We start from the raw sequence: 21,176 nt of genomic DNA on the forward strand, positions 1-21,176 counted from the left end.
GTGTGGGGAGAGATTTGATGAAGACGAAGATCCTGACGTTGATCGTGGCTGCGGGCTTCCTGGGTGGCTGCAACACCAGCAACCTGTCGGACGGCCAGACCGGTGCGCTGGTCGGCGCGGCGGCCGGTACCGGCATCGGCCTGGCGACCGGCGGCAGCTTCGGCGCGGTGGTCGGTGCCGGCCTGATCGGCGGCGCGGTCGGCTATATCGGCGGCACCGCCATCGGCAACAGCAAGTAAGGGAGACCCAGATGACCTCGAGGTTTCTCCTCTCGCTCGCAGCCCTTGTCGCCGTCTCGGCCTCCGCCCAGGCCCAAACGCCGGCTGCAATGCCGCCGCTCAATTTCGACCAGGCGGCCTACATCACCTGCCGCGAAGCGCATGCGATGAACCCGGAAGCCCGCAAGGCGCTGTCCGTGTTCCTCGCCGAGCATTCGGCGAGGGTGCGCGGCGTCATGATCCCCGACGGGGAGCAGGGCGCCCAGCTCGCCCATCTGGTGCGCGGCGGCTGCACCCTGTCGCCGGACGCCTATCTGTTCACGGTGGTCGACCGCGCCATCGTGGCCGAGAGCTCCAAGCTGCCGAAGCGCAAATAGTCAGGTCAGCTTGATCATGACGTGCTTGGCATAGGCCGGGCGCGTCATGAGCCGCTCGTACCACGCCCGGACGTTCTTCAGGTCCGGGCGTTCTATTTCCAGCGCATACCAGCGATGGATGAAGCAGCCGACCGGGATGTCGCCCATCGTGAAGTGGCTGCCGGCCACGTAGGCGCGATTGGCGAGATGGCCGTCGAGGCGGCTGTAGAGCTTCCCTGCTTCGTCCGCGGCCTTGTTGATGGCGCCCATGTCGCGCTTCTCCGGCGGCGTGCGGATCAGGCCCCAGAAGGCGATGCGCATGACGTCCGAGATCGTGCTGAGCTGCCAGTCCATCCAGCGGTCGGCTTCGCTGCGCAGGCCGGGATCGGTGGGCCACAGGCTGCCGGCGGCATATTTGGCGGTGAGATAGCGCACCGCCGAATTGCTCTCCCAGATGATGCGGCCGCCATGGTCGATGGTCGGCACGACGCCGTTGGGGTTCATGTCGAGGTACCATTTCTGGTCGTTGCCGCCGAACGCCCCGCCGACATCCTCGCGCTCGTACTTGAGCCCGCACTCGTCGGCGGCCCACAGCACCTTCATCACATTGATCGAATTGGCGCGGCCCCAGATCTTCATGGCGTTCCCTCTTGATGACTCACGGAACGAGCATACTCCAAGATTGTCATCCCGAGCGCAGCGAGGGACCTTTGTTGTGACCTAAAGGTCCCTCGCTGCGCTCGGGATGACAGTGGGTGTGTCGGCTGGCGAGTAGCGTCAGTGCGCCGCCGCCCAGTTGTCGCCGACGCCGGTATCGACGACCAGCGGGACGGTGAGCGAGGCGGCGCTTTCCATGATCTTGCGCGTCACGTCCCTGGTCTTGTCGAGTTCCTTCTCGGGCACCTCGAACAGCAGCTCGTCGTGGACCTGCAGCAGCATCCTCGCCTTGAGCTTCGCGGCGGCCAGCGCGGCCGGCAGGCGGATCATGGCGCGCTTGATGATGTCGGCGCCGCCACCCTGCAATGGCGCGTTGATCGCGGCGCGCTCGGCGAAGGCGCGCATGCCCTGGCTCTTGTCGTGGATGAACCTGAGGTGGATCTTGCGGCCGAACGGCGTCAGCACATAGCCGTGCTTACGCGCGAAGTCCTTGGTGCGGTCCATGTAATCGCGGATGCCCGGATAACGCTGGAAGTACTTGCCGATATAGTCCTTCGCCTCCTGCTGGCCGATGCCGAGCTGGTTGGCCAGGCCGAAGGCCGAGATGCCGTAGATGATGCCGAAGTTGATCGCCTTGGCGCGGCGCCGCATCAGCGGGTCCATGCCCTTCACCGGCACGCCGAACATTTCGCTCGCCGTGATGGCGTGGATGTCGTCGCCGCGCGCGAAGGCTTCTTTCAGTTCCGGGATATCGGCGACATGCGCCAGGAGGCGCAGCTCGATCTGCGAATAGTCGGCGCTGAGCAGCTTGTGGCCCGTTTCGGCAATAAAGGCCTGGCGGATCTTGCGGCCTTCCTCGCTGCGCACCGGGATGTTCTGCAGGTTGGGATCGGTCGAGGCGAGGCGGCCGGTCGCGGCGCCGGTCATGTGATACGAGGTGTGCACGCGGCCGGTCTTGGCATCGACCTGGCGCACCAGCGCGTCGGTGTAGGTGCCCTTCAGCTTGGCGAGCTGGCGATGCTCCAGGATCTTCACCGGCAGCGGATGGCCTTGCGCCGCGAGATCGTCGAGCACCGAGGCGTCGGTCGCCCACGAGCCGTTCTTGTTGCGCTTGCCGCCCGGCAGCTTCTGCTCGTCGAACAGGATTTCGCCCAGCTGCTTGGGCGAGCCGACATTGAATTCGCGGCCGGCGATCTTGTGGATCTCGCCCTCGAGTTCGGCCAGCCGCTTCTCGAAGTCGGCGCTCAGCCCCTTGAGCTTCAGCGCATCGACCTTGATGCCGGCGCTTTCCATCGTGAGCAGCACCGGGATCAGCGGCCGCTCGATCGTCTCGTACATCGATGTCACGCGCTCGGGCACCAGGCGAGGCTTCAGACGCGCCCAGAGCTGCATGGTGACGTCGGCATCCTCGGCGGCATAGTCGCGCGCCTTGTCGAGCGGCACCTTGTCGAAGGTCACCTGCTTGGCGCCGCTGCCGGCCACGTCGGAGAACTTGATGGTCTTCTGGCCAAGATGCAGCTCGGCCAACTCGTCCATGCCGTGATTGTTCTTGCCGGCGTCGAGGACAAACGAGATCAGCATCGTGTCGTCGACGGGGCCGATCTCGATTTCGTGCCGGCGGAACACCGCCATGTCGTACTTGATGTTCTGGCCGACCTTCAGCACCGCCGGGTCTTCCAGCAGCGGCTTCAGCTTGGCGAGCGCCGTCTTGAAGGGGATCTGACCGTCCAGCAGCTTGCCGGCATCCTTGTCGCCGCCGTCGCCTAAAAGATCGAGAGCGCCTTGCACGGCTCCGCCGGGGACGCGATGCATCAGCGGCAGATAGGCCGCGCGCCGGCGCGTCGAGTTGACGTCGCCCCACGGGCCTTCGAGCAGGGCCAGCGACACGCCGACCAGGCCGGCATTGTTGGAATCGAGCCCGTCGGTCTCGCAGTCGAACGCCACCGTGCCGGCCTTGGTCGCCTCGGCGATCCATTCATCGAGCAGCTTCTCGTCCTGGATCAGCTCGTAGTCGGCGGTCGTGAAGTCGCGGTTGGGCTTCTTCGAGGCGGAGGCGGCGGGCGCCGGAGTGGGCTCGGCCTTCTTCACGGGAGCGGGCGCGGAGGCCGGGACGACCGGTGCGGTGGCTTCGCCCAGCTCGCTGGTGAAGCGCTGCAGCAGCGTCCTGAAACCCTGCTGCTCCAGCCAGGGCAGCAGCACGTTGGGATCGGGTTTGCGCTTGTCGAACGAGTCGGGATCGGCCGGCGCGGGCACGTCGTCGCGCAGGGTCACGAGCTGCTTGGAGATGCGGATCAGCTCGGCATTGTTCTCCAGCGATTCGCGCCGCTTGGGCTGCTTGATCTCCTTGGTGCGTTCCAGCAGCGCTTCGAGGTTGCCGTACTCGTTGATGAGCTGGGCCGCGGTCTTGATGCCGATGCCCGGTGCGCCCGGCACGTTGTCCGTCGAATCGCCGGCCAGCGCCTGCACGTCGACCACCTTGTCGGGCGTGACGCCGAACTTCTCGAACACCGCTTCGGGCCCGAGCTTGATCTTCTTGATCGGGTCCATCAGCTCGACGCCCGGCCGCACCAGCTGCATCAGGTCCTTGTCGGACGAGACGATGGTGCAGGTGCCGCCGGCTTCGAGCGCCATGCGGGCGTAGGTCGCGATCAGGTCGTCGGCCTCGAAACCGTCGAGCTCGCAGACCGTGACGTTGAAGGCGCGGGCGGCCTCGCGGATCAGCGGGAATTGCGGGATCAGGTCTTCCGGCGGCTCGGGCCGGTTGGCCTTGTACTTGTCGTAGATCTTGTTGCGGAAGGTGATGCTGCCGGCATCGAGGATCATGGCGATGTGGTCGATCTCGGGATTGTCCAGGAGATCGGCCACCAGCATGCGGCAGAAGCCGAACACCGCATTGATCGGCGTTCCGTCCGGCCGGTTCATCGGCGGCAGGGCGTGATAGGCGCGGAACAGGTAGCCCGAGCCGTCGATCAGGTAGAGGTGACGGAGCGGCTTGTCGCCATCCGCCGGGGTCGTCGCGGGAACCTTGGATTTCGCCATGCCCAAGGCCTAGCACGCTCGGCCCTGCGGCGGGAGGTGGGGCTGTGTTACGATCGGTGCATGGCGATCGTTCTTTCCGAGAATTTCCGCGCGCTGTTCTACGCGCCCTTCTATGCCGCCCATGCCAGCGGTGCCTTCAAGCGGGCCGGCGTCGAGGTCGAGCTGCGGCCCTCGCCCGATCCGCTGGAAGCGGCCCGGGCGCTGCGCGCCGGCGAGGTCGACGTGATGTGGGGCGGGCCGCTCCGGGTCATGATCGCGCGCGACAAGGACCCGGGCTCGGACCTCGTCTGCTTCTGCGACGTGGTGGCGCGCGATCCGTTCTTTGTAATCGGCGCGAGGCCGCGCCCGGACTTCAAGCTCGCCGATCTCCTGTCTGTGAAGCTCGCGACGGTCTCCGAGGTGCCGACGCCCTGGGTCTGCCTGCAGGACGATCTGCGCCGCGCCGGTGTCGATCCCGCGAAGGTCGATCGGATCACCGACGAGAGCATGGGCGAGAACGAGACGGCCTTGCGCGAAGGCAAGGTCGATGCCGTGCAGGTCTTCCAGCCATACGCCGAGCGATTGGTTTCCACGGGCGCCGGCCATGTCTGGTATGCCGCGGCCAATCGCGGCCTCACCGCCTATACGACCCTGGTGACGCGGCGCGGTACCCTCGTCGACCGAGCCGACGACCTCGCGCGCATGATCCGGGGCATGGACGCGACCCTGAAATGGTTTGCTACAGCGCCGTCCCTCGAGATCGTCGATGTGGTGCAGTCGTTCTTCCCCGACGTCCCGCGTGACCTGTTCGCCGCCTGCATCGACCGCTATCGCGCGCTCGGCCTGTGGGGACCCGATCCGGTCATCCGGCGCGAAGGCTACGACCGGTTGCACACTGCCATGCGCTCGGACGGCATCCTGTCACGCGACATCGCCTTCGACGATGTGGTCGACACGAAGCTGGCCCGTCACGCGATCGGCGCGTGAAGACGCAGATTCAGCCGAGTTCCTTCAGGTAGCGCTCGACAGGCGCCAGCGCCTCGAGATGCGGCATGCCCCGCACGACCTCGTCAGGCCGGCACCAGGGATAGGGTAGGGCTGTGATCCAACCCATGATGCTGGCGAGTTCCGTAGCCGGAAGGACTTCCATCACATCGATGGTGATGACCAGCTTCTCGACCAGGCATCTTGCGTCGGACGAGAAGCGCCAGTCGTAGAGCCCGCTGCCGACCCGGACGGCACCATCGCTTCTCGCCGACATGGCGACGAGCCACGGGCAGGTGAAATGGTGTCGATCGGTCTCCGTCGGCCGCTTCAGGCCGAACGTATGGACATTCTCGAAAGCGGTCGCGAAGCGCCGAACGAGGATTTCCTCGAGTTCGGGCAATCCGCTGGCCGTGCTCGGGAAGGAAATGGCGTCGGTCTTCACCACCATTTCGAGTTGGGCATCTTCGGCGAAGGCGCGGCGCATCAGGAACGGGCGGCTGCCGTCCTTGGCGTGGAAGTACGTGGTGACGGCTTCGAGGGGGCTGGACATCGGGATCAGCCTAGATCGTGGCGCTGGCTCTTGTCATGCTGACGGCCTGAAACATCAGGGGAGATGGAAATGGCGTTGTACGAACTCAGGACCTACACGCTCTATGTCGGCAAGATGGGCGAAGCGGTGAAGCTCTATCAGGAGTTCGGCTTCCCGGCGCTCGACAAGGGCGGCCATGCGAAGAACCTCGTCGGCTATTTCCAGGGCGATACCGGCACCATCAACCAGATCGTCCATCTCTGGAAGTTCAACGACGATGCCCATCGGCGCAGCCATTGGGCCGCCGTCTTCGCCGATCCCGCCTTCATGGACGGGTTCGCGGTCAAGTTCCGTCCGCTGGTGATGAGCCAGGAAGTGAAGCTGCTGAACGCCGCGCCGTGGGGCCCGCATCCGTAAGGCGCTGCACTATTCAGGCTTGATGCCCTTGTCCTGGATGATCTTGCCCCAGCGTGCCGACTCCGCGCGCACGAAGGCGGTGAATTCGGCGGGCGTGTTGCCGCCGGGCTCGGCGCCCAGCGCCGCCATCTGCTCCTTCACGTCGGTGCTCTTCAGCGCCTTCGCCACTTCGTCGTAGAGCTTGCCGGCGATGGCGGGCGGCGTGTCCTTCACCACGAACAGGCCGTTCCAGCCAACCACCTCGTAGCCCGGCAGGCCGGACTCGGCGATGGTGGGGATTTCCGGCGCGAGCGCGGCGCGATGATCGGTCGTCACGCCCAGCGCCTTCAGCTTGCCCGACTTCACCAGCGGCAGGGTGCCCGGCATGTTCTCGATCATGAAGCTCAACTGCCCGCCGACGAGATCGGCCAGGGCCGGCGCGCCGCCGCGATAGGGAACGTGCGTCACGTCGATGTTCGCCATCGAGCGGAAGAGTTCGGTGGCAAGGAAGGGCGTGCTGCCGACGCCGCCCGAACCGTAGTTGAGCTGGCCGGGCTTCGATTTCGCGAGAGCGATCAGCTCGGCCACCGAGTTTGCCGGCAATGACGGATGCGCGACCAGCAGCAGCGGCGCGGTGTTGACCAAAGTGAGCGGAATGAAATCCGTCATCGGGTCGTAGGGCATCTTCGCCAGCAGGAACGGATTCACCACCAGCGACGGGTTGCCCATCAGCATCGTGTAGCCGTCGGCCGGTGCCTTCGCGACGACGTCGGCGCCGATCGTGCCGCCGGCGCCCGGCCGGTTGTCGATCACGATCGGTTGGCCGAAGGCGGGACCGAGATGCGCCGAAAGCAGACGCGCCATGATGTCGAGCACGCCGGCACCGGCGGGAAACGGCACGACGATGCGGATCGGGCGGTCGGGCCAGATCTGGGCGAGGGCGGTGCGCGCAAGTGGCGCCGTGGCCAGGGAAAGCGCCAACAGGCGGCGCTTGGACAAAGACAGCATCGGGCACCTCGAACGGACCGGTCAATTCTAGAGCACTGCACCCGGCGTGCCATCCCGCCCTGCGAGGCATTCGCAAAAACCCGCGACGTTCCGTGCCTTGCGAGGCGCGGAGCAGGGGATTATCTACCGCTCGTCATCGGGGAGTAGCCGGCCTCACCCCAGAGGCGGATGTGTCAACAGACTTGGTTCTTCGGAACCATGGCGCATTCGGCGACCGACGGTCCTTCACGGGCCGCGCTTGGCGAGACCTTTGGCTTCCAGCACTTTCACCCGCGGGATCGGGCAGTGCCGGGAGTCATTGGTTCGTGCTCGGTCCCGCTACGTGAATCGCCCGTGGAAGCCTTTCTTGTTTCAACAGGACTCGTTGCTGTCGCCGAGATCGGGGACAAGACGCAGCTCCTGGCCATGATCCTCGCCACCCGCTATCGCCGGCCGGTCCCCATCATCCTGGGTATCCTGGTCGCGACCCTGGCCAACCATGCGCTCGCCGCCTGGGCCGGCGCCGCCGTCGCGGCCTGGCTCGGCCCCGACGCGATGCGCTGGATCCTGGGCATCATGTTCCTCGCCATGGCCGTGTGGTGCCTGATCCCCGACAAGGCCGACGAAGGCCCGAAGGTCGCGGGCGCGGCCGGCGCGTTCATCGCCACGGCAGTTGCCTTCTTCCTGGTCGAGATCGGCGACAAGACGCAGATCGCGACGGTGGCGCTGTCCGCGCGCTTCAACGATCTGGTGGCCGTGACCGCCGGCACGACCTTCGGCATGATGATCGCCAACGTGCCCGCGGTGCTGTTCGGCGATGTACTGTCGCGCAAGGTGCCGCTGAAGCTCGTGCGCTCGCTCGCGGCGGCCTCCTTCGTCGTGCTGGGCCTGCTTGCCCTTTTCAAGCTCGACATGGGGTTGATCGGCGCATGATCGATGACAGGACGATGTCACACGGGGTGAACGTCGTCCTTGTTCTCGCCACACTCCTTAGCGAACTTCACACCCTGCGAAGCGACCAAACGGCAGCCCTCAAGAGCGAAATTTGCACGCCGAAGTCGCATAGGGGGATCCGAAACGCTTGAGAAATGCATCCGCGCCGGGAAACGGGCTGCGCGGAAACGAATTTGTGCGCCTTGGGCGCCGACAGGTGGAGAGCGTAGATGCGTAAGGGAAATCCTTGGACGGTAGCGGCCCTTCTCCTCGTTGCGCTGACCCCCGCTCTTGCGGGCTGCAAGGAAACGTCGGCAAAGGCCGAGCCTGAACCCACGCCGCCCGAGGTCGGTGTCGTCACCGTGACGCCGCAGCCGCGCACGATCGTGCGGGAACTGCCGGGCCGTATCGCGCCGACGCGCGTCGCCGACGTGCGACCGCGCGTCTCCGGCATCGTGGTCGCGCGCCTGTTCAACCAGGGCAGCGACGTGAACATGGGCGACGCGCTCTACCAGATCGATCCCAAGCCCTTCGAGGTCGAGCTGCAGGCCGCCGAGGCGGCGCTCGAAAAGGCGAAGGCGGCGCTCGATCTCGCGGTCCCGCAGGCCACGCGCTCCACGGCGCTCGCCAAGACGCAGGCCATTTCCACGGCGCAGCACGAAATCGCCGTCGCCACGGTGGCCCAGGCCAAGGCCGAGGTCGCTGCCCGCGAGGCCGACGTGGCGCGTGCGCGCCTCAATCTCGACTATGCGACGATCCGCGCGCCGCTCAGCGGACGCATCGGCGCCGCCCGGGTCAGCGAGGGCGCGCTGGTCGTGCAGAACGATGCGACCAACCTCGCGACCATCCAGCAGCTCGACCCGATCTATGCCGACTTCACGCAGTCGGTCGGCGAGCTCAACAAGCTGCGCCGCGCCCTCGAAGCCGGCGAGATGGAGCGCATCTCACAGGACGCGATCAAGGTGAAACTGCTGATGGACGACGGTTCCATCTATCCCCTGACCGGCAAGCTGCTGTTCTCCGAAGCACATGTCGATGCCTCGACGGGCCAGGTGACCCTGCGTGGTGAGTTCCTCAACCCCAACCGCGAGCTTCTTTCGGGCCAGTATGTGCGCGTCCTGATCGAGCAGGGTGTCGACAGCGACGCGATCAGCCTTCCCGAGCAGGCGATCCAGCGCAACGGCGGCGGCGGCAGCGAGGTGTTCCTCGTCAAGGACGACAACCGCGTCATCGTGCAGCCGGTGCGGCTCGGCCCGGCGCAGGGCGGCCAGTGGCTGGTGCTCGACGGCCTGAAGGCGGGCGACCGGGTGGTCGTCGACGGCTTCCAGAAGTTCGCGGCCGGCGACAGCGTGAACCCGCGCACGATCAGCGCGGAGGCGTCATCCGAAGGCTCCGCCAAGACCGTCAGCGCGACGCGGTGAGCAGCGACTCATGCCGAGTTTCTTCATCGATCGTCCGATCTTTGCCTGGGTCATTGCGCTCTTCATCTGTCTGATCGGCTCGATCTCCATTCCGCTGCTGGCGATCGCGCAGTATCCGATCATCGCGCCGCCTTCGATCTCGATCAGCACGAGCTATCCCGGCGCGTCGCCCGAGAATCTCTACAACAGCGTCACGCGCCTGATCGAAGAGGAGCTGAACGGCGCCTCTGGCATCCTGAACTTCGAATCGGCCAGCGATTCGCTGGGCCAGGTCGAGATCATCGCGAACTTCGTGCCCGGCACCGATCCGGCCATGGCGTCGGTCGAGGTGCAGAACCGCATCAAGCGGGTCGAGGCGCGCCTGCCGCGGGCGGTGATCCAGCAGGGCATCCTGATCGAGGAAGCCTCGAGCGCGGTGCTGCAGATCATCACGCTGAATTCCACCGACGGCAGCCTCGACGAGGTCGGCCTCGGCGACTTCATGGTCCGCAACATCCTGGGCGAGATCCGCCGCATCGATGGCGTCGGCCGTGCCACCCTCTATTCGACCGAACGGTCGCTGCGCATCTGGGTCGATCCGGCCAAGCTGGTCGGCTACAACCTGACTTCGGACGACGTCACGCGGGCCATCAACGCGCAGAACGCGCAGGTCGCCTCGGGCAGCGTCGGTGCCGAGCCCAGCCCGGCGCACCAGAAGATTTCGGCATTGGTTCTCGTGAAGGGCCAGCTCGCCTCGCCCGAGGAGTTCGGCGCGATCGTGCTGCGCGCCAATCCCGACGGCTCGACCGTGCGGCTGCGCGACGTGGCGCGCATCGAGGTCGGCGGCATGGGCTACCAGTTCAACACCCGCCTGAACGGCAAGCCGACCGCGGGCCTGTCGGTGCTGCTGGCGCCGACCGGCAATGCGCTGGCGACGGCGGGTGCCGTCGAGGCGAAGATGAAGGAGCTGTCGCGCTTCTTCCCCGCCAACATCACCTATTCGATCCCCTACAACATCACGCCGGTGGTCGAAGCCTCGATCCAGAAGGTCCTGATGACCCTGGCCGAGGCCGTCGTGCTGGTCTTCGTCGTTATGTTCCTGTTCCTGCAGAACATCCGCTACACGATCATCCCGACCATCGTGGTGCCGGTGGCGCTGCTCGGCACCTGCGCGACGCTGCTGGCCGTCGGCTACTCCATCAACATGCTCACCTTGTTCAGCATGGTGCTGGCGATCGGCATCCTGGTCGACGACGCGATCGTCGTCGTCGAGAACGTCGAGCGCATCATGGCGGAGGAGGGGCTGTCGCCCAAGGACGCCACGCGCAAGGCGATGAAGCAGATCACCAGCGCCATCATCGGCATCACGCTGGTGCTGGTCGCGGTGTTCCTGCCGATGGCCTTCTTCCCGGGCTCGGTCGGCATCATCTACCGCCAGTTCTCGGTGACCATGGTGGCGGCGATCGGCTTCTCGGCGCTGCTCGCCCTCTCGCTGACGCCGGCCCTTTGCGCGACCATGCTGAAGCCCATCCCGGCGGGCCATGGGCATGCAAAACGCGGCCTGTTCGGCTGGTTCAACCGCAAGCTCGACGGCATCCGCGACCGCTACGTCACCACGGTCGGCTGGTCGTTGAAGCGGACGGGGCGGATGATGGGCATCTACGCCGCGCTGCTGATCTGCCTGTCCTGGGCGTTCGTGCGGCTGCCCGGCGGCTTCTTGCCGATCGACGACCAGGGCTTCATCACGACCGACGTGCAGGCGCCGTCCGACGCCTCGTACAATCGCACCAAGGCGGCGGTCGAGGCCGTGGAGCGCTACCTGGCCGACCGCCCCGGTGTCGACAACGTGACCTTCCTGACCGGCTACAGCTTCCTCGGCCAGGGCATGAACACGGCGCAGGCCTTCATCACCCTGAAGGACTGGTCCGAGCGCGGCCCCAACGAATCCGCCGCCGCGATCGTGGACGATATCAACCGCAAGATGGCGTCGGTTCGTGACGCCGAGATCTCGGCCCTGCAGCCGCCGCCGGTCGACAATCTCGGCAACTCCGCGGGCTTCAGCTTCCGCCTGCAGGATCGCGGCCAGAAGGGCTATCCGGCGCTGATGGCGGCCACCCAGCAGCTCCTCACCGCGGCGAATGCCAGCCCCGTCCTGCGCAACGTCTATGTCGAGGGACTCCCCGAGGCGCCGCTGGTCAACCTGGTCATCGACCGCGAGAAGGCGAGCGCGTTCGGCGTGACCTTCGAGGACATCAACAACACGATCTCGACCAACCTGGGCTCGGCCTACGTCAACGACTTCCCCAACCGCGGCCGCATGCAGCGCGTGATCGTGCAGAGCGACGCGGCCGGCCGCATGACCGCCGACGACATCCTGGCCTACAACGTGAAGAACGCGCAGGGCCGGCTCGTGCCGTTCTCGGCCTTCGCCAACGTCGAATGGTCGAAGGGGCCGACGCAGATCGTGGGCTTCAACTACTACCCGTCGGTCCGCATCAGCGGCGAGGCCAAGCCCGGCTTCACCAGCGGCGACGCCATCGCCGAGATGGAGAAGCTGGCCGGCCGTCTGCCGCGCGGCTTCGGCTACGAATGGACCGGCCAGTCGCTGCAGGAGAAGCTCGCGGGCTCGCTGGCCCCGCTGCTGCTGGGCCTGTCGGCGCTGCTGGTCTTCCTTTGCCTGGCGGCGCTCTACGAGAGCTGGACGATCCCGCTCGCCGTGCTGCTCACGGTGCCGCTCGGCATCTGCGGCGCGGTCGTCGCGGCCAGCCTGCGCGGGCTGCCCAACGACGTTTACTTCACGGTGGGTCTGGTCACGATCATCGGTCTCGCGGCCAAGGACGCGATCCTGATCATCGAGTTCGCCAAGGAGCTGCGGTCGCAGGGCAAGCCGCTGGTCGAGGCGACCCTGGAAGCCTGCAAGCTGCGCTTCCGGCCGATCCTGATGACCGGCTTCGCCTTCGTCTGCGGCGTGCTGCCGATGGTGATCGCCGTCGGCGCGGGCGCCAAGAGCCAGCAGGCGCTGGGCACCGGCGTCATGGGCGGGATGATCGCCGTAGTCGTCCTCGCTTTGCTGATGGTGCCGGTGTTCTTCGTCGTGGTTCAGCGCGTGCTGGCCCGCGATCGCGAGAAGGTCGTAGCGGTGGTCAAGGAACCGACTCACGCATCGACGCAGCCGACCTAGCGGCTCATTGGAGCGCGCCACTCCAGTGGCGCAATCATGATCATGAGCGCCACTGGAGTGGCGCGCTCCAATGAGGACGGCTTTAAGCCACCTTGTTCGACAGTCGGCCGAGTCCGTCGATCTCGATCGTCACGCGATCGCCGCGCTTCAGGAACTTCGGCGGGGTGAAGCCGATGCCGACGCCCACCGGCGTGCCGATGGCGATGACGTCGCCCGGCCGCAGCGTGATGCCGGCGGAGATCGTTTCGATCAGGGTCGGGATGTCGAAGATGAGGTCGCGCGTATTGGCGTTCTGGCGCAGCTCGTCGTTCACCCAGCACTTCACGGTCAGGTTTTCCGGATCGACCTCGTCGGACGTCACCAGCCACGGGCCCATCGGGCAGAAGGTGTCGAGCGACTTGCCGAGGAACCACTGCTTGTGCTTGCCCTGCAGGTCGCGCGCCGTCACGTCGTTGATGATCGTGTAGCCGCAGATATGGGCGTAGGCGTCGGCCTTCTTGATGCCGCGGCCGCCCTTGCCGATGACCAGGCCGAGCTCCGCCTCGTAGTCCACCGAGTCGCTGACGCCTTCGGGGTAGCGGATGTCGGCGCCGTCGGCGATCACGCATTCCGGCGCCTTGGTGAAGATGATCGGCGCGGTCGGGATGGCGTCGGCCGCGGAGCTGGCGCTGCTGTCGAAGCCCGAGCGCGTAAACTCCTTCGCATGCTCGTGATAGTTCTTGCCGACGCACATGACGTTGCGTGCCGGGCGCGGGATCGGCGCCTCGATCTTCACGTCCGACAGCTTCAGGCCCGTGCCGGTCGGCTTGATCTTCGACTTGATCGTGTCGAGGTCGCCGGCGATGGCGCCGAGGTCGGAAACGGGGCGTCCCAGCATCTCCTCGAGCGGCCAGAAGGTCTTGCCGTCGACGTCGGCGAGGGCGGCCTTCGTGCGGCCCTCATGGGTGATCGTAGCGAGTTTCATTGTGCTTTCGGTGCCTCGGCGTTGTTGCCCCAGCCCTTCTTCTCGGCATCGAAGAACGAGGCGAAGACCTTGCGGATCGTGCTCTCGCCGATGTCGCGCGTGATGAACACGACGCGGCTCTTGCGGTCGTCGCCCTCCGGCCAGGCGTCGAGCGTGGCTGGCGGGTGGAAGACATGCTGCACGCCGTGGATCACGACGGGCTTGTCGGTATCCTTGACGTTCAGGATGCCCTTCATGCGCAGGAGGTCGGGACCGCGATAGGTCACCAGCGCGTCGAAGGCGGCGGCCACGGTCGACCAGCTCATCGGCTCGTCGAAGGTCATGCAGAAGGAGCGGATGCGGTCGTCGTGGCGGTTGACGTCGTGCGGATCCTGCTCGCTGTGGCCGTGGTCGTGTGAATGGCCGTGATCATGTCCATGGTCATGGCCGTGATGATGGTGGCCATGCCCGTGATCGTGGCTGCCCTCGTAGGCCTCGGCCTGCAGCCACTTCTTCACATCGGCGCTCTTGGTGTCGGGATTGTAGAGACCGGCATTGAGGATCTGGTTGGGATCGATCTCGCCCGTCGCGACCGTGTGGAACGGCGCACCCGGATTGAGATGATGCAGCCGGTGCTTCAGCTCGGCGAGCTTGGGCGCGTCGGCGATGTCGACCTTGGTGAGCAGGATGCGGTCGGCGACGGCGGCCTGCTTCACGGCCTCCTCGTGATTGTCGAGCGTGCTGGCGCCGTTCACGCCGTCGACCGTCGTCACCACGCCGTCGAGGCGGTAACGCGAGGCGAGCAGCGGATCGGTCATCAGTGTGTGCAGGATGGGGGCGGGATCGGCGAGGCCGGTGGTCTCGACCACCATGCGCTTGAACGGCGAGACCTCGCCGCGCGAGCGCTTGAGGAACAGCTCGCTCATGGTGCGCACGAGATCGCCGCGCACCGTGCAGCACAGGCAGCCCGAGTTCAGCGTCACCATGCCTTCGTCGTCGGACTTCTCGACCAGCAGGTGGTCGAGGCCGATCTCGCCGAACTCGTTGATGATCACGGCGGTGTCGGCCAGCTCGGGCCGACGCAGCAGCTTGTTCAGCAGGGTGGTCTTGCCGCTGCCGAGGAAGCCCGTCAGCACGGTGACGGGGATGCGCTGCTCGGCGGCGTTCTGCGTGTCGCTCATGGGGGAATCCTGTGGGATGTATCCTGTAACGGGGGATCACGCCCGCCAGAAGCACTCGACCTTCCTGAAATCCTTCCAGGCCCGCTCCAACCTGCGGCGGCGGCGCTTCTCGCCGCTCGTCGCCTGCCTGGCGAGAACCTTGAGCGCCGCGGCGATGTCCTCGTTGGGACGGGCGGCCATGGCGATGTCGGCCAGCATGGCGGCCGCCGTCGCGCGATCGTTCAAGGCGCCGAGCGCACCCTGCAGGCGCGTCGTCGCTTCGATATAGGGCTTGGCCGCGGGCGAGGCAAAGGCGGGGCTGAGATAGGTCGCCGCGTAGCGCAGCTTCTTGAAGCCGATGCGCAGCTCGTGGAGCTGCTTCTCGTCCATCTGGTCCATCAGGCGGCCGCGGCGCACGACCTTGTCATGGCGCTTGTCGAGAACCGTACGGCCGAATTCGTCGAGGCGCAGGCCGCCGTCGATCCCGGCCGAAGGCGGGGCGGCGGCGAAGGCGCCGAGCTGCTGGTCGAAGGAGTCGTAACGGGCGCTGCCGAGCGCGGCGCGGGCGCGTTCCATATGGACTTCGGCGACCCGGGCGGCCACGCGCTTCACGAGCGGCGGCACGTCCGTCACGCTTTCCGTCAGAAATACATGCAGGTCGCGTGCGGGGCCGCACTCGCCGGCCAGCCATCGGGCCTCGGCCGAAAGCCCCCGGACCTCCGGGCCGTCCATGGCGGGGCGGAACACGCTGAACGCCGCGCGCAGGCGGCGGAACGCCACCCGGGTCTGGTGGATGCCGATCGGCCGACGGCTCTTCAGAGCGATGACACGATATTTCGCAAGATCGGCCCGGCAGGAGGCGGCAATCAATCGAAGGGCGACATCAGGAGGGGTATCGGCGGCAGGCTTCGGTTGGCGGGCGGACATGCCGGCCGACCGTAGCGACGCCCGGAGAGCGGGCAACCCCAAAGAACGACAGTATGGTTAAGGTTTTATGTCACTCTGAAGTCCCGATTGGCTCCCCCCGGCGGATTTCGCTGGCCGGCCCGACACTTAGCGGTCGGCTCTATTGCCGTCTTTGCAGTGGCGGCGACCGGCCGCCGTGGCCTAGAATCGTTCCATGAGTATCGATGCGGCGGCCTTCAAGAAGGGCATGCGCCACCTTGCGGCGAGCGTAACCCTGATCACCACTCGGGTCCGGGATCAGCGGGGCGGGTTGACCGCCACCGCGGTCTGTTCGGTCTCGGCCGAACCACCCCAGATCCTGGTCTGCGTCAACAAGACGGCGAGCGCCCACGATCCGATCGGCGAGGCCGGCTTCTTCTGCGTCAACATCCTGTGTCCCGAGCATCGCAAGCTCGCCGAGCGTTTCGCCGGCATGGACGGGATCGAGGGCGACGAGCGGTTCAATGACATGGGCGAGTGGACGACGCTCACCACGGGCGCGCCGGTCCTGAAAGGGTGCCCGGTATCGTTCGATTGCAAACTGGTCACCGAACTCTCGGCCGGCACGCACACGATCTACATCGGCGAGATCGTCGACGTGGCCTTGCACGAGACCAACCTGCCGCTTCTATACGCCGACGGCACTTTCGTTCACGGCGAGGCCCTGAAGAAGGCTGCACAGGCGGCCTGACGAAGGCGGGGTTGCACCCCAGCGCCAACCCACTATGTTCGCGCCCGCCCGAACGGGCGCCTGCTGGGGCGTCGCCAAGCGGTAAGGCAGAGGATTTTGATTCCTCCATTCCCAGGTTCGAATCCTGGCGCCCCAGCCAAGCGCCCCGCCCGAGGGCTTCGACGTCCGTCTGCTGTCCTGGATGAACTGCTCGAGAGCGACAAGGTCTATGAACTTTCTCAAGAATACGCTTCTGGTCGTCGTTCTCACCGCCATTTGCGCCCTTTGCCTCGAAGGCATGACCCGGCTCTTTCTCGACACCGGCATGCTCTACGAACTCGAGATGTGGCGTTACGCACGCCACGTGAAGGTGCGCGACATGAATCCCGACCTCGGGCATCGCCATCGTCCCAATGCCGAGGCCCAACTGATGGGCGTCGGTGTGACGACCGATTCGCACGGGTTCCGGTCGTCGGAGATCCCCGACAAGGCGCCCGCGGGTGTGGCGCGCATCGCCTTCGCCGGCGATTCGACGACCTTGGGCTGGGGCGTGGCGCAGAACGAAACCGCCGCGGCCCGCGTGACAGCCGCGCTGCTCGCCGAGGGCCGCAAGGTCGACAGCTACAATCTCGGCGTCGGCAACCACAACACGCTGCAGGAGCTCACGCTGTTCCGCGAGAGCGCCGCCCAGCTGAAGCCCGACATCATCGTGCTCAGCTACTTCATCAACGATGCCGAGCCGGTGCCGACCTACAACCAGACCTCGTGGCTCGACGAACATTCGGCGGCCTGGGTCGTCTTCAAGTACCGCCTCGACTCGCTGATGCGCCAGTTCGGCGAGGCGCCCGACTGGAAGCGCTACTATCGCGAACTCTACAAGGATGACGCCGCCGGCTGGCAGCAGACGCGCAAGGCCATACAGGGCTTCGCGACGACGGCACGCGAGATGGGCGCCAAGCTCGTCGTGTTCAACATTCCGGAGCTGCGCGAGTTCAAGCCCTATCCTTTCCCCGAGGTCACGGCCAAGGTGAAGGCCGATGTCGAAGGGCTGGGCGTGCCGTTCTTCGATCTCTTGCCGACGGTCGAGAATCTCGATCCCCCGACCTTGTGGGTGACGGTTCCCGATCCCCATCCCAACGGCACTGCGATGGCGGCCTTCACGACGATGATGGTGCCGGAGCTCAACACCCTGCTGGACGGGCTGTGCAAGGATCAGGGCAAGGGCTGCAAGTAGCCGGGTTCAGTCCGCGTAACCGCCGAGATGCTCCAGCAGAAGCTCGTTGACCCGCGCCGGCACCTGGTCGGCGGCATAGTGGCCGACGCCGGGTAGAACCTCGAACCGGTAAGGCGCGTCGATGAACTCGCCTGTGCCCTCGGCGGCAGCGCGGCCCACCGTGTCGTCGGCATCGCCCCAGAGATAGAGCGTCGGCACCTTGATCGGACCGAGCGGCATGCGCTCGCCGCGGGCGCGATACCAGGCGAGCGCCGCCTCCATCGCCGCCGTGTTGCCGAGCACGGAAAGATGCAGGTCGATCGCCTCCTTCGGCACGCCTTCCTTCGCATGCCGCTTGCGCAGCCAGGCGCAGTCGTCCGCCAGGACCTTCGGCACGGCATCGGGTTGGAGGAACGCCTGGTGATGGCCGGAGCGCCGCTTCTGCTCGCCGTCGGGCATGGCCAGCGCGCGCGCGAAGGACATCGGATGCGGCCGCGACAGGATGGTGAGGGAGCGCAGCTTCTCGGGATGGCGGAACGCGATGGCCCAGGCGAGGCTCGCGCCCCAATCGTGGCCCACGAGATGGAAACGCTTGTCACCGTGCCCGACCGCCGAAGCGATGTCGAGCGCGTCGCCGGTCAGCTTGTCGAAGCGGTACGAATCGAGATTGGCGGGATCGGGCCGGGCGCCGGCCGAATAGCCGCGCTGGTTGGGCGCCACCGCGAAGTAGCCGGCCTCGCCCAGCACCGGGACCTGCGCCTTCCAGAAATGCCGCGACACGCCGAAGCCGTGCAGCATCAGCACCAGCGTGTCGCTGTCCTTGCCTGCCACCGATACGTCGAACACCAGGCCGGGCGCGGTCTCGATCTTTCGCACTTCCATCACGTTCACTCTCCTCCGCCGGCACGGCCCCACTTCGTCTCGAGTCGGCGCCAGGCGCGGGCGAGCCGCGCAGTGCGATCCTCGAACAGGTCGGGGGCGGCTTCCTTGCCGAGCAATGTTTCCTCGACCGCATGATGGGATCGTGTGCCGCCATCGGCCAACAGATGTTCGATCTTGACGCCGCGCTCTGCGAGACGGCGCGAGACCAATACGGTGCGATGACAGTCTAGCGGTTCCTTTTCGGCGCACATCAGGCAGAGCGTGGCGTCGTTCGCGCCCTCCACCACGCGATCGAGGCCCGCCTTGAACTCGGGCCGCGCGGCGAGCTGATCGTAGCTGCCGCCGGCCGCGGGCTTGCCGCCGAGCGCGGCGCCTTCATGCACGTAGGCGATGCCCGCCTCGGCCAGCGACCGGGCGAGGTTCTTCTGGCCGAACTGCGGATGCCGGCGCGACCAGGGCGTGGAGCGCACATCGACCAGGCGCTCGACGCCGCCCGCCTTCAGCAGCGCCACGAAACGCTCGATCGTGTGGTTGGAATGGCCGATGGTCTTGACCGGTTTCATGCGAGGCGACGCACCTGATCGATGAAGGCCAGCGTCGCGGCCGAGGCTTCGTCGCGGCGGCAGGCGAGGTTGAGCGGGACCTTGATCGCGGGCCGTCCCGTCAGTGGGCGGTAGGTTACACCCTCCAAAGGCAGGCGGCTAAGAGAGGCCGGCACGATGGTGATGCCGAGGCCGGCCGCCACGAGGTTGAGTGTCGAGACGATGCGCGGTGCCTCCTGGCTGACATGCGGGCTGAAGCCGGCCGCGCTGCAGGCCGCGATGATCACGTCGTAGAGGCCGCGGCCGTCGGCGCGGCGGTAGAGGATGAAATCCTCGGTCGCGAGATCCTTGAGCGTGAGCTTCGGCCGGCGCGCCAGACGATGGCGCGCGGGCAGAGCGGCGGCCATCTCCTCGTGCAGCAGCTCCTGCACCGCGAGGCCCTGCGGATCGGTGAGGCCGGAGCGGATGAAGGCGATGTCCAGCCGTTCGTCGCGTACCGCGGCCAGCAGGTCGCCCGAGCTGTTCTCCTCCAGCACGAAGGAGACATCGGGCCGCTCGCGGCGGAACTCGCGGATGGCGCGCGCCACCAGCGGATGGAACGGCGCGGAGGTGGTGAAGCCGACGGCAATGCGTCCGGTCTCGCCGCGCGCCGTGCGGCGCGCCTTCACGGTTGCGCGCTCGACGGCGGCCAGGATCGCTTCTGCGTCGGCCAGGAAGGAGCGGCCGGCATCGGTCAGGCTGACGCCGCGCGGATGGCGCAGCAGCAGCGGCGCGCCGATCTCGCGCTCGAGCGCGCGGATCTGCTGGCTGAGGGGCGGCTGCTGCATGTGCAGCTTCTCGGCGGCGCGAGTCACATGGCCCTCGCGGGCGACGGCGACGAAATAGCGGAGGTGTCGCAGTTCCATTGAGATATCCAAAAAGTATCCAATTGCCATTTATCATATATTTGAACACTGCATAAGACGACCCTAGCGTGCGGCCATGACGATATCGATGGCTCTGGGGCTCGGCCTCCTGATGGTGTTCACCGCTTTCCTGTCCGGCATCTTCGGGATGGCGGGCGGGATGGTCCTGATCGGCGTGCTGCTGTTCGTGCTGCCGCTGCCCGTGGCCATGGTGCTGCATGCGGTGACGCAGATGGCGTCGAACGGTTGGCGCGCGCTTCTATGGCGGCAGCACATCCAGTGGCGCATCACGGTCTTCTACGTGATGGGCTGCTTCATCGCCGTCGGCATCTGGTCGCTGACGCTCTACGTGCCGGAGAAGGCGATTGCGCTGCTGATGCTCGGTCTCTCACCCTTCCTGCTGCGGATCGTACCCGAGCGATTGCTCCCGGCCACCCTGGGCCCCGCGCAGGCGCTGGGCGCCGGCGTCGCCTGCATGGCGCTGATGCTGCTGACGGGCGTGACGGGTCCGCTGATGGACCAGATGTTCCTGCGCTCTCAGATGAATCGGCGCCAGATCGTGGCGACCAAGGCCTCGTGCCAGGTGTTCGGCCACGGCTCGAAGCTTCTCTACTTCGGCGCGCTGATCGAGGGGGCGGGATCGGTCGAGCCGTGGGTGCTGGTCATGGCCGTCGGCGCCTCGATGCTCGGCACCTCGCTCGGCAAGACGATCCTCGAACGCCTGTCCGACGGCCAGTTCCGTACCTGGGCGGGACGACTCATCACCGTGCTGGGTCTCTACTATGTCGGCTACGGCTTGGTGCTGCTGGCGGGGATTGCCTAAGATGGCACGTGGACATTCCAGCAGGCTTTCGCGAACTCACTGAGGCGACCGGTTTCACCGCGGCCAACGGCCCGTGGTTCGAGAAGGTCGAGGGCAACAGGGTCTGGCGCGGCTTCATGCCCGGCCCGCAGCATGCCAATGCGCTGGGCATCGTGCATGGCGGCATGATGGCCGCCTTCATCGACGCGGCGCTGGGATCCGTGATCTATCACGCCATCGACCGGCGCTGCGTCACCCTGAAGCTCACGCTCGACTATCTGACGCCGGCACGGGTCGGCGACTGGCTGGAGGCCACGGGCGAGTTGCTGGGCCACGACGAGCATGTGGCGCAGGTGAGGGGCCGTCTCTATGGTCCGCGCCACGATGTTCTGGCCGGGCTGGGCGATTTCGCGCTGCTGCGGCCGGGACGCCCTTTGAGAGTCCGGAGCTAG

Annotated in this window: 21 protein-coding genes, 1 tRNA gene and 1 riboswitch; of the genes, 12 read left to right on the forward strand and 10 right to left on the reverse strand. The window is 66.4% G+C overall.

The features are described 5' to 3' along the window. The first annotated feature begins 17 nt into the window (after positions 1-17). Positions 18-239: a YMGG-like glycine zipper-containing protein gene (locus tag AC1ROX_RS05735; RefSeq protein WP_493123300.1), complete on the forward strand. Its 222-nt coding sequence runs from the start codon at positions 18-20 to the stop codon at positions 237-239. Between the two features lie 11 nt (positions 240-250). Further along, on the forward strand, positions 251-595 hold the full coding sequence (locus AC1ROX_RS05740; protein WP_493123302.1) for an HdeA/HdeB family chaperone: 345 nt from the start codon (positions 251-253) through the stop codon (positions 593-595). On the opposite strand, the gene AC1ROX_RS05745 is transcribed toward AC1ROX_RS05740, so the two are convergent. Together AC1ROX_RS05745 and polA are read right to left on the reverse strand one after the other, a co-directional pair. Further along, entirely contained in the window at positions 596-1,213 is a 618-nt protein-coding gene (locus AC1ROX_RS05745; protein ID WP_493123304.1) for a glutathione S-transferase family protein, read from the reverse strand. A gap of 138 nt (positions 1,214-1,351) precedes the next feature. Beyond that, a complete protein-coding gene (gene polA, locus AC1ROX_RS05750; RefSeq protein ID WP_493123306.1) occupies positions 1,352-4,270 on the reverse strand; it encodes a DNA polymerase I in 2,919 nt (972 codons plus the stop codon). A 60-nt stretch (positions 4,271-4,330) separates the two neighbouring features. Between polA and AC1ROX_RS05755 the strand changes: the two genes are divergently transcribed. Continuing rightward, complete coding sequence (locus AC1ROX_RS05755) at positions 4,331-5,236, forward strand: ABC transporter substrate-binding protein (protein ID WP_493123308.1); 906 nt, start codon at positions 4,331-4,333, stop codon at positions 5,234-5,236. Between the two features lie 10 nt (positions 5,237-5,246). Here the strand turns inward: AC1ROX_RS05755 and AC1ROX_RS05760 are convergent, their stop codons facing one another. Further along, positions 5,247-5,786: a hypothetical protein gene (locus AC1ROX_RS05760; protein WP_493123310.1), complete on the reverse strand. Its 540-nt coding sequence runs from the start codon at positions 5,784-5,786 to the stop codon at positions 5,247-5,249. 69 nt (positions 5,787-5,855) lie between these two features. On the opposite strand from AC1ROX_RS05760, the gene AC1ROX_RS05765 reads away from it, so the two are divergent. Further along, a complete protein-coding gene (locus AC1ROX_RS05765; RefSeq protein ID WP_493123312.1) occupies positions 5,856-6,182 on the forward strand; it encodes an NIPSNAP family protein in 327 nt (108 codons plus the stop codon). A gap of 9 nt (positions 6,183-6,191) precedes the next feature. On the opposite strand, the gene AC1ROX_RS05770 is transcribed toward AC1ROX_RS05765, so the two are convergent. After that, a complete protein-coding gene (locus tag AC1ROX_RS05770; protein ID WP_493123314.1) occupies positions 6,192-7,169 on the reverse strand; it encodes a Bug family tripartite tricarboxylate transporter substrate binding protein in 978 nt (325 codons plus the stop codon). A gap of 126 nt (positions 7,170-7,295) precedes the next feature. Further along, positions 7,296-7,396: riboswitch (yybP-ykoY riboswitch) on the forward strand. 106 nt (positions 7,397-7,502) lie between these two features. Here AC1ROX_RS05770 and AC1ROX_RS05775 point away from each other — a divergent pair. The 3 genes from AC1ROX_RS05775 (at position 7,503) to AC1ROX_RS05785 (ending at position 12,662) form a co-directional block, all read left to right on the forward strand. Then, a complete protein-coding gene (locus tag AC1ROX_RS05775; protein WP_493123316.1) occupies positions 7,503-8,081 on the forward strand; it encodes a TMEM165/GDT1 family protein in 579 nt (192 codons plus the stop codon). Positions 8,082-8,311: 230 nt separating this feature from the next. Then, positions 8,312-9,502, forward strand: a complete 1,191-nt coding sequence (locus AC1ROX_RS05780) for an efflux RND transporter periplasmic adaptor subunit (protein WP_493123318.1) — start codon at positions 8,312-8,314, stop codon at positions 9,500-9,502. 10 nt (positions 9,503-9,512) lie between these two features. Beyond that, on the forward strand, positions 9,513-12,662 hold the full coding sequence (locus AC1ROX_RS05785; RefSeq protein ID WP_493123320.1) for a multidrug efflux RND transporter permease subunit: 3,150 nt from the start codon (positions 9,513-9,515) through the stop codon (positions 12,660-12,662). Positions 12,663-12,744: 82 nt separating this feature from the next. Here the strand turns inward: AC1ROX_RS05785 and AC1ROX_RS05790 are convergent, their stop codons facing one another. The 3 genes from AC1ROX_RS05790 to AC1ROX_RS05800 are packed head-to-tail and all read right to left on the reverse strand — an operon-like array spanning position 12,745 to position 15,692. Next, the gene (locus AC1ROX_RS05790; RefSeq protein ID WP_493123322.1) at positions 12,745-13,626 is read right to left on the reverse strand and encodes a fumarylacetoacetate hydrolase family protein; all 882 of its coding nucleotides are present in this window, start codon (positions 13,624-13,626) and stop codon (positions 12,745-12,747) included. Beyond that, complete coding sequence (locus AC1ROX_RS05795; RefSeq protein WP_493123324.1) at positions 13,623-14,786, reverse strand: CobW family GTP-binding protein; 1,164 nt, start codon at positions 14,784-14,786, stop codon at positions 13,623-13,625. The genes AC1ROX_RS05790 and AC1ROX_RS05795 overlap by 4 nt, the downstream gene beginning before the upstream one ends. A 36-nt stretch (positions 14,787-14,822) precedes the next feature. Then, entirely contained in the window at positions 14,823-15,692 is an 870-nt protein-coding gene (locus AC1ROX_RS05800; protein WP_493123326.1) for a CHAD domain-containing protein, read from the reverse strand. A 193-nt stretch (positions 15,693-15,885) separates the two neighbouring features. Here AC1ROX_RS05800 and AC1ROX_RS05805 point away from each other — a divergent pair, with 193 nt between their 5' ends. From AC1ROX_RS05805 to AC1ROX_RS05815, 3 genes are all read left to right on the forward strand, one after another. After that, positions 15,886-16,401: a flavin reductase family protein gene (locus AC1ROX_RS05805; RefSeq protein ID WP_493123328.1), complete on the forward strand. Its 516-nt coding sequence runs from the start codon at positions 15,886-15,888 to the stop codon at positions 16,399-16,401. A gap of 64 nt (positions 16,402-16,465) precedes the next feature. Then, positions 16,466-16,540, forward strand: a tRNA-Gln gene (locus AC1ROX_RS05810). Between the two features lie 69 nt (positions 16,541-16,609). Next, a complete protein-coding gene (locus AC1ROX_RS05815; protein ID WP_493123330.1) occupies positions 16,610-17,614 on the forward strand; it encodes an SGNH/GDSL hydrolase family protein in 1,005 nt (334 codons plus the stop codon). 6 nt (positions 17,615-17,620) lie between these two features. Here AC1ROX_RS05815 and AC1ROX_RS05820 read toward each other — a convergent pair whose 3' ends face one another. From AC1ROX_RS05820 to AC1ROX_RS05830, 3 genes are read right to left on the reverse strand one after another with little or no spacing between them, the layout of a single operon-like run. Then, complete coding sequence (locus tag AC1ROX_RS05820; RefSeq protein ID WP_493123656.1) at positions 17,621-18,475, reverse strand: alpha/beta fold hydrolase; 855 nt, start codon at positions 18,473-18,475, stop codon at positions 17,621-17,623. A 5-nt stretch (positions 18,476-18,480) separates the two neighbouring features. Next, entirely contained in the window at positions 18,481-19,038 is a 558-nt protein-coding gene (locus AC1ROX_RS05825) for a DUF488 domain-containing protein (protein ID WP_493123332.1), read from the reverse strand. After that, on the reverse strand, positions 19,035-19,922 hold the full coding sequence (locus AC1ROX_RS05830; RefSeq protein ID WP_493123334.1) for a LysR family transcriptional regulator: 888 nt from the start codon (positions 19,920-19,922) through the stop codon (positions 19,035-19,037). Before AC1ROX_RS05830 ends, AC1ROX_RS05825 begins: the two co-directional genes overlap by 4 nt. A 76-nt stretch (positions 19,923-19,998) precedes the next feature. On the opposite strand from AC1ROX_RS05830, the gene AC1ROX_RS05835 reads away from it, so the two are divergent. Next, the gene (locus AC1ROX_RS05835; RefSeq protein ID WP_493123336.1) at positions 19,999-20,745 is read left to right on the forward strand and encodes a TSUP family transporter; all 747 of its coding nucleotides are present in this window, start codon (positions 19,999-20,001) and stop codon (positions 20,743-20,745) included. Between the two features lie 8 nt (positions 20,746-20,753). Beyond that, positions 20,754-21,176 carry a PaaI family thioesterase gene (locus tag AC1ROX_RS05840; protein WP_493123338.1) on the forward strand — a complete coding sequence of 141 codons (423 nt, stop codon included), beginning with the start codon at positions 20,754-20,756 and terminating at the stop codon, positions 21,174-21,176.

The organism is Reyranella sp. GW821-FHT14A01 (genome assembly GCF_058803965.1).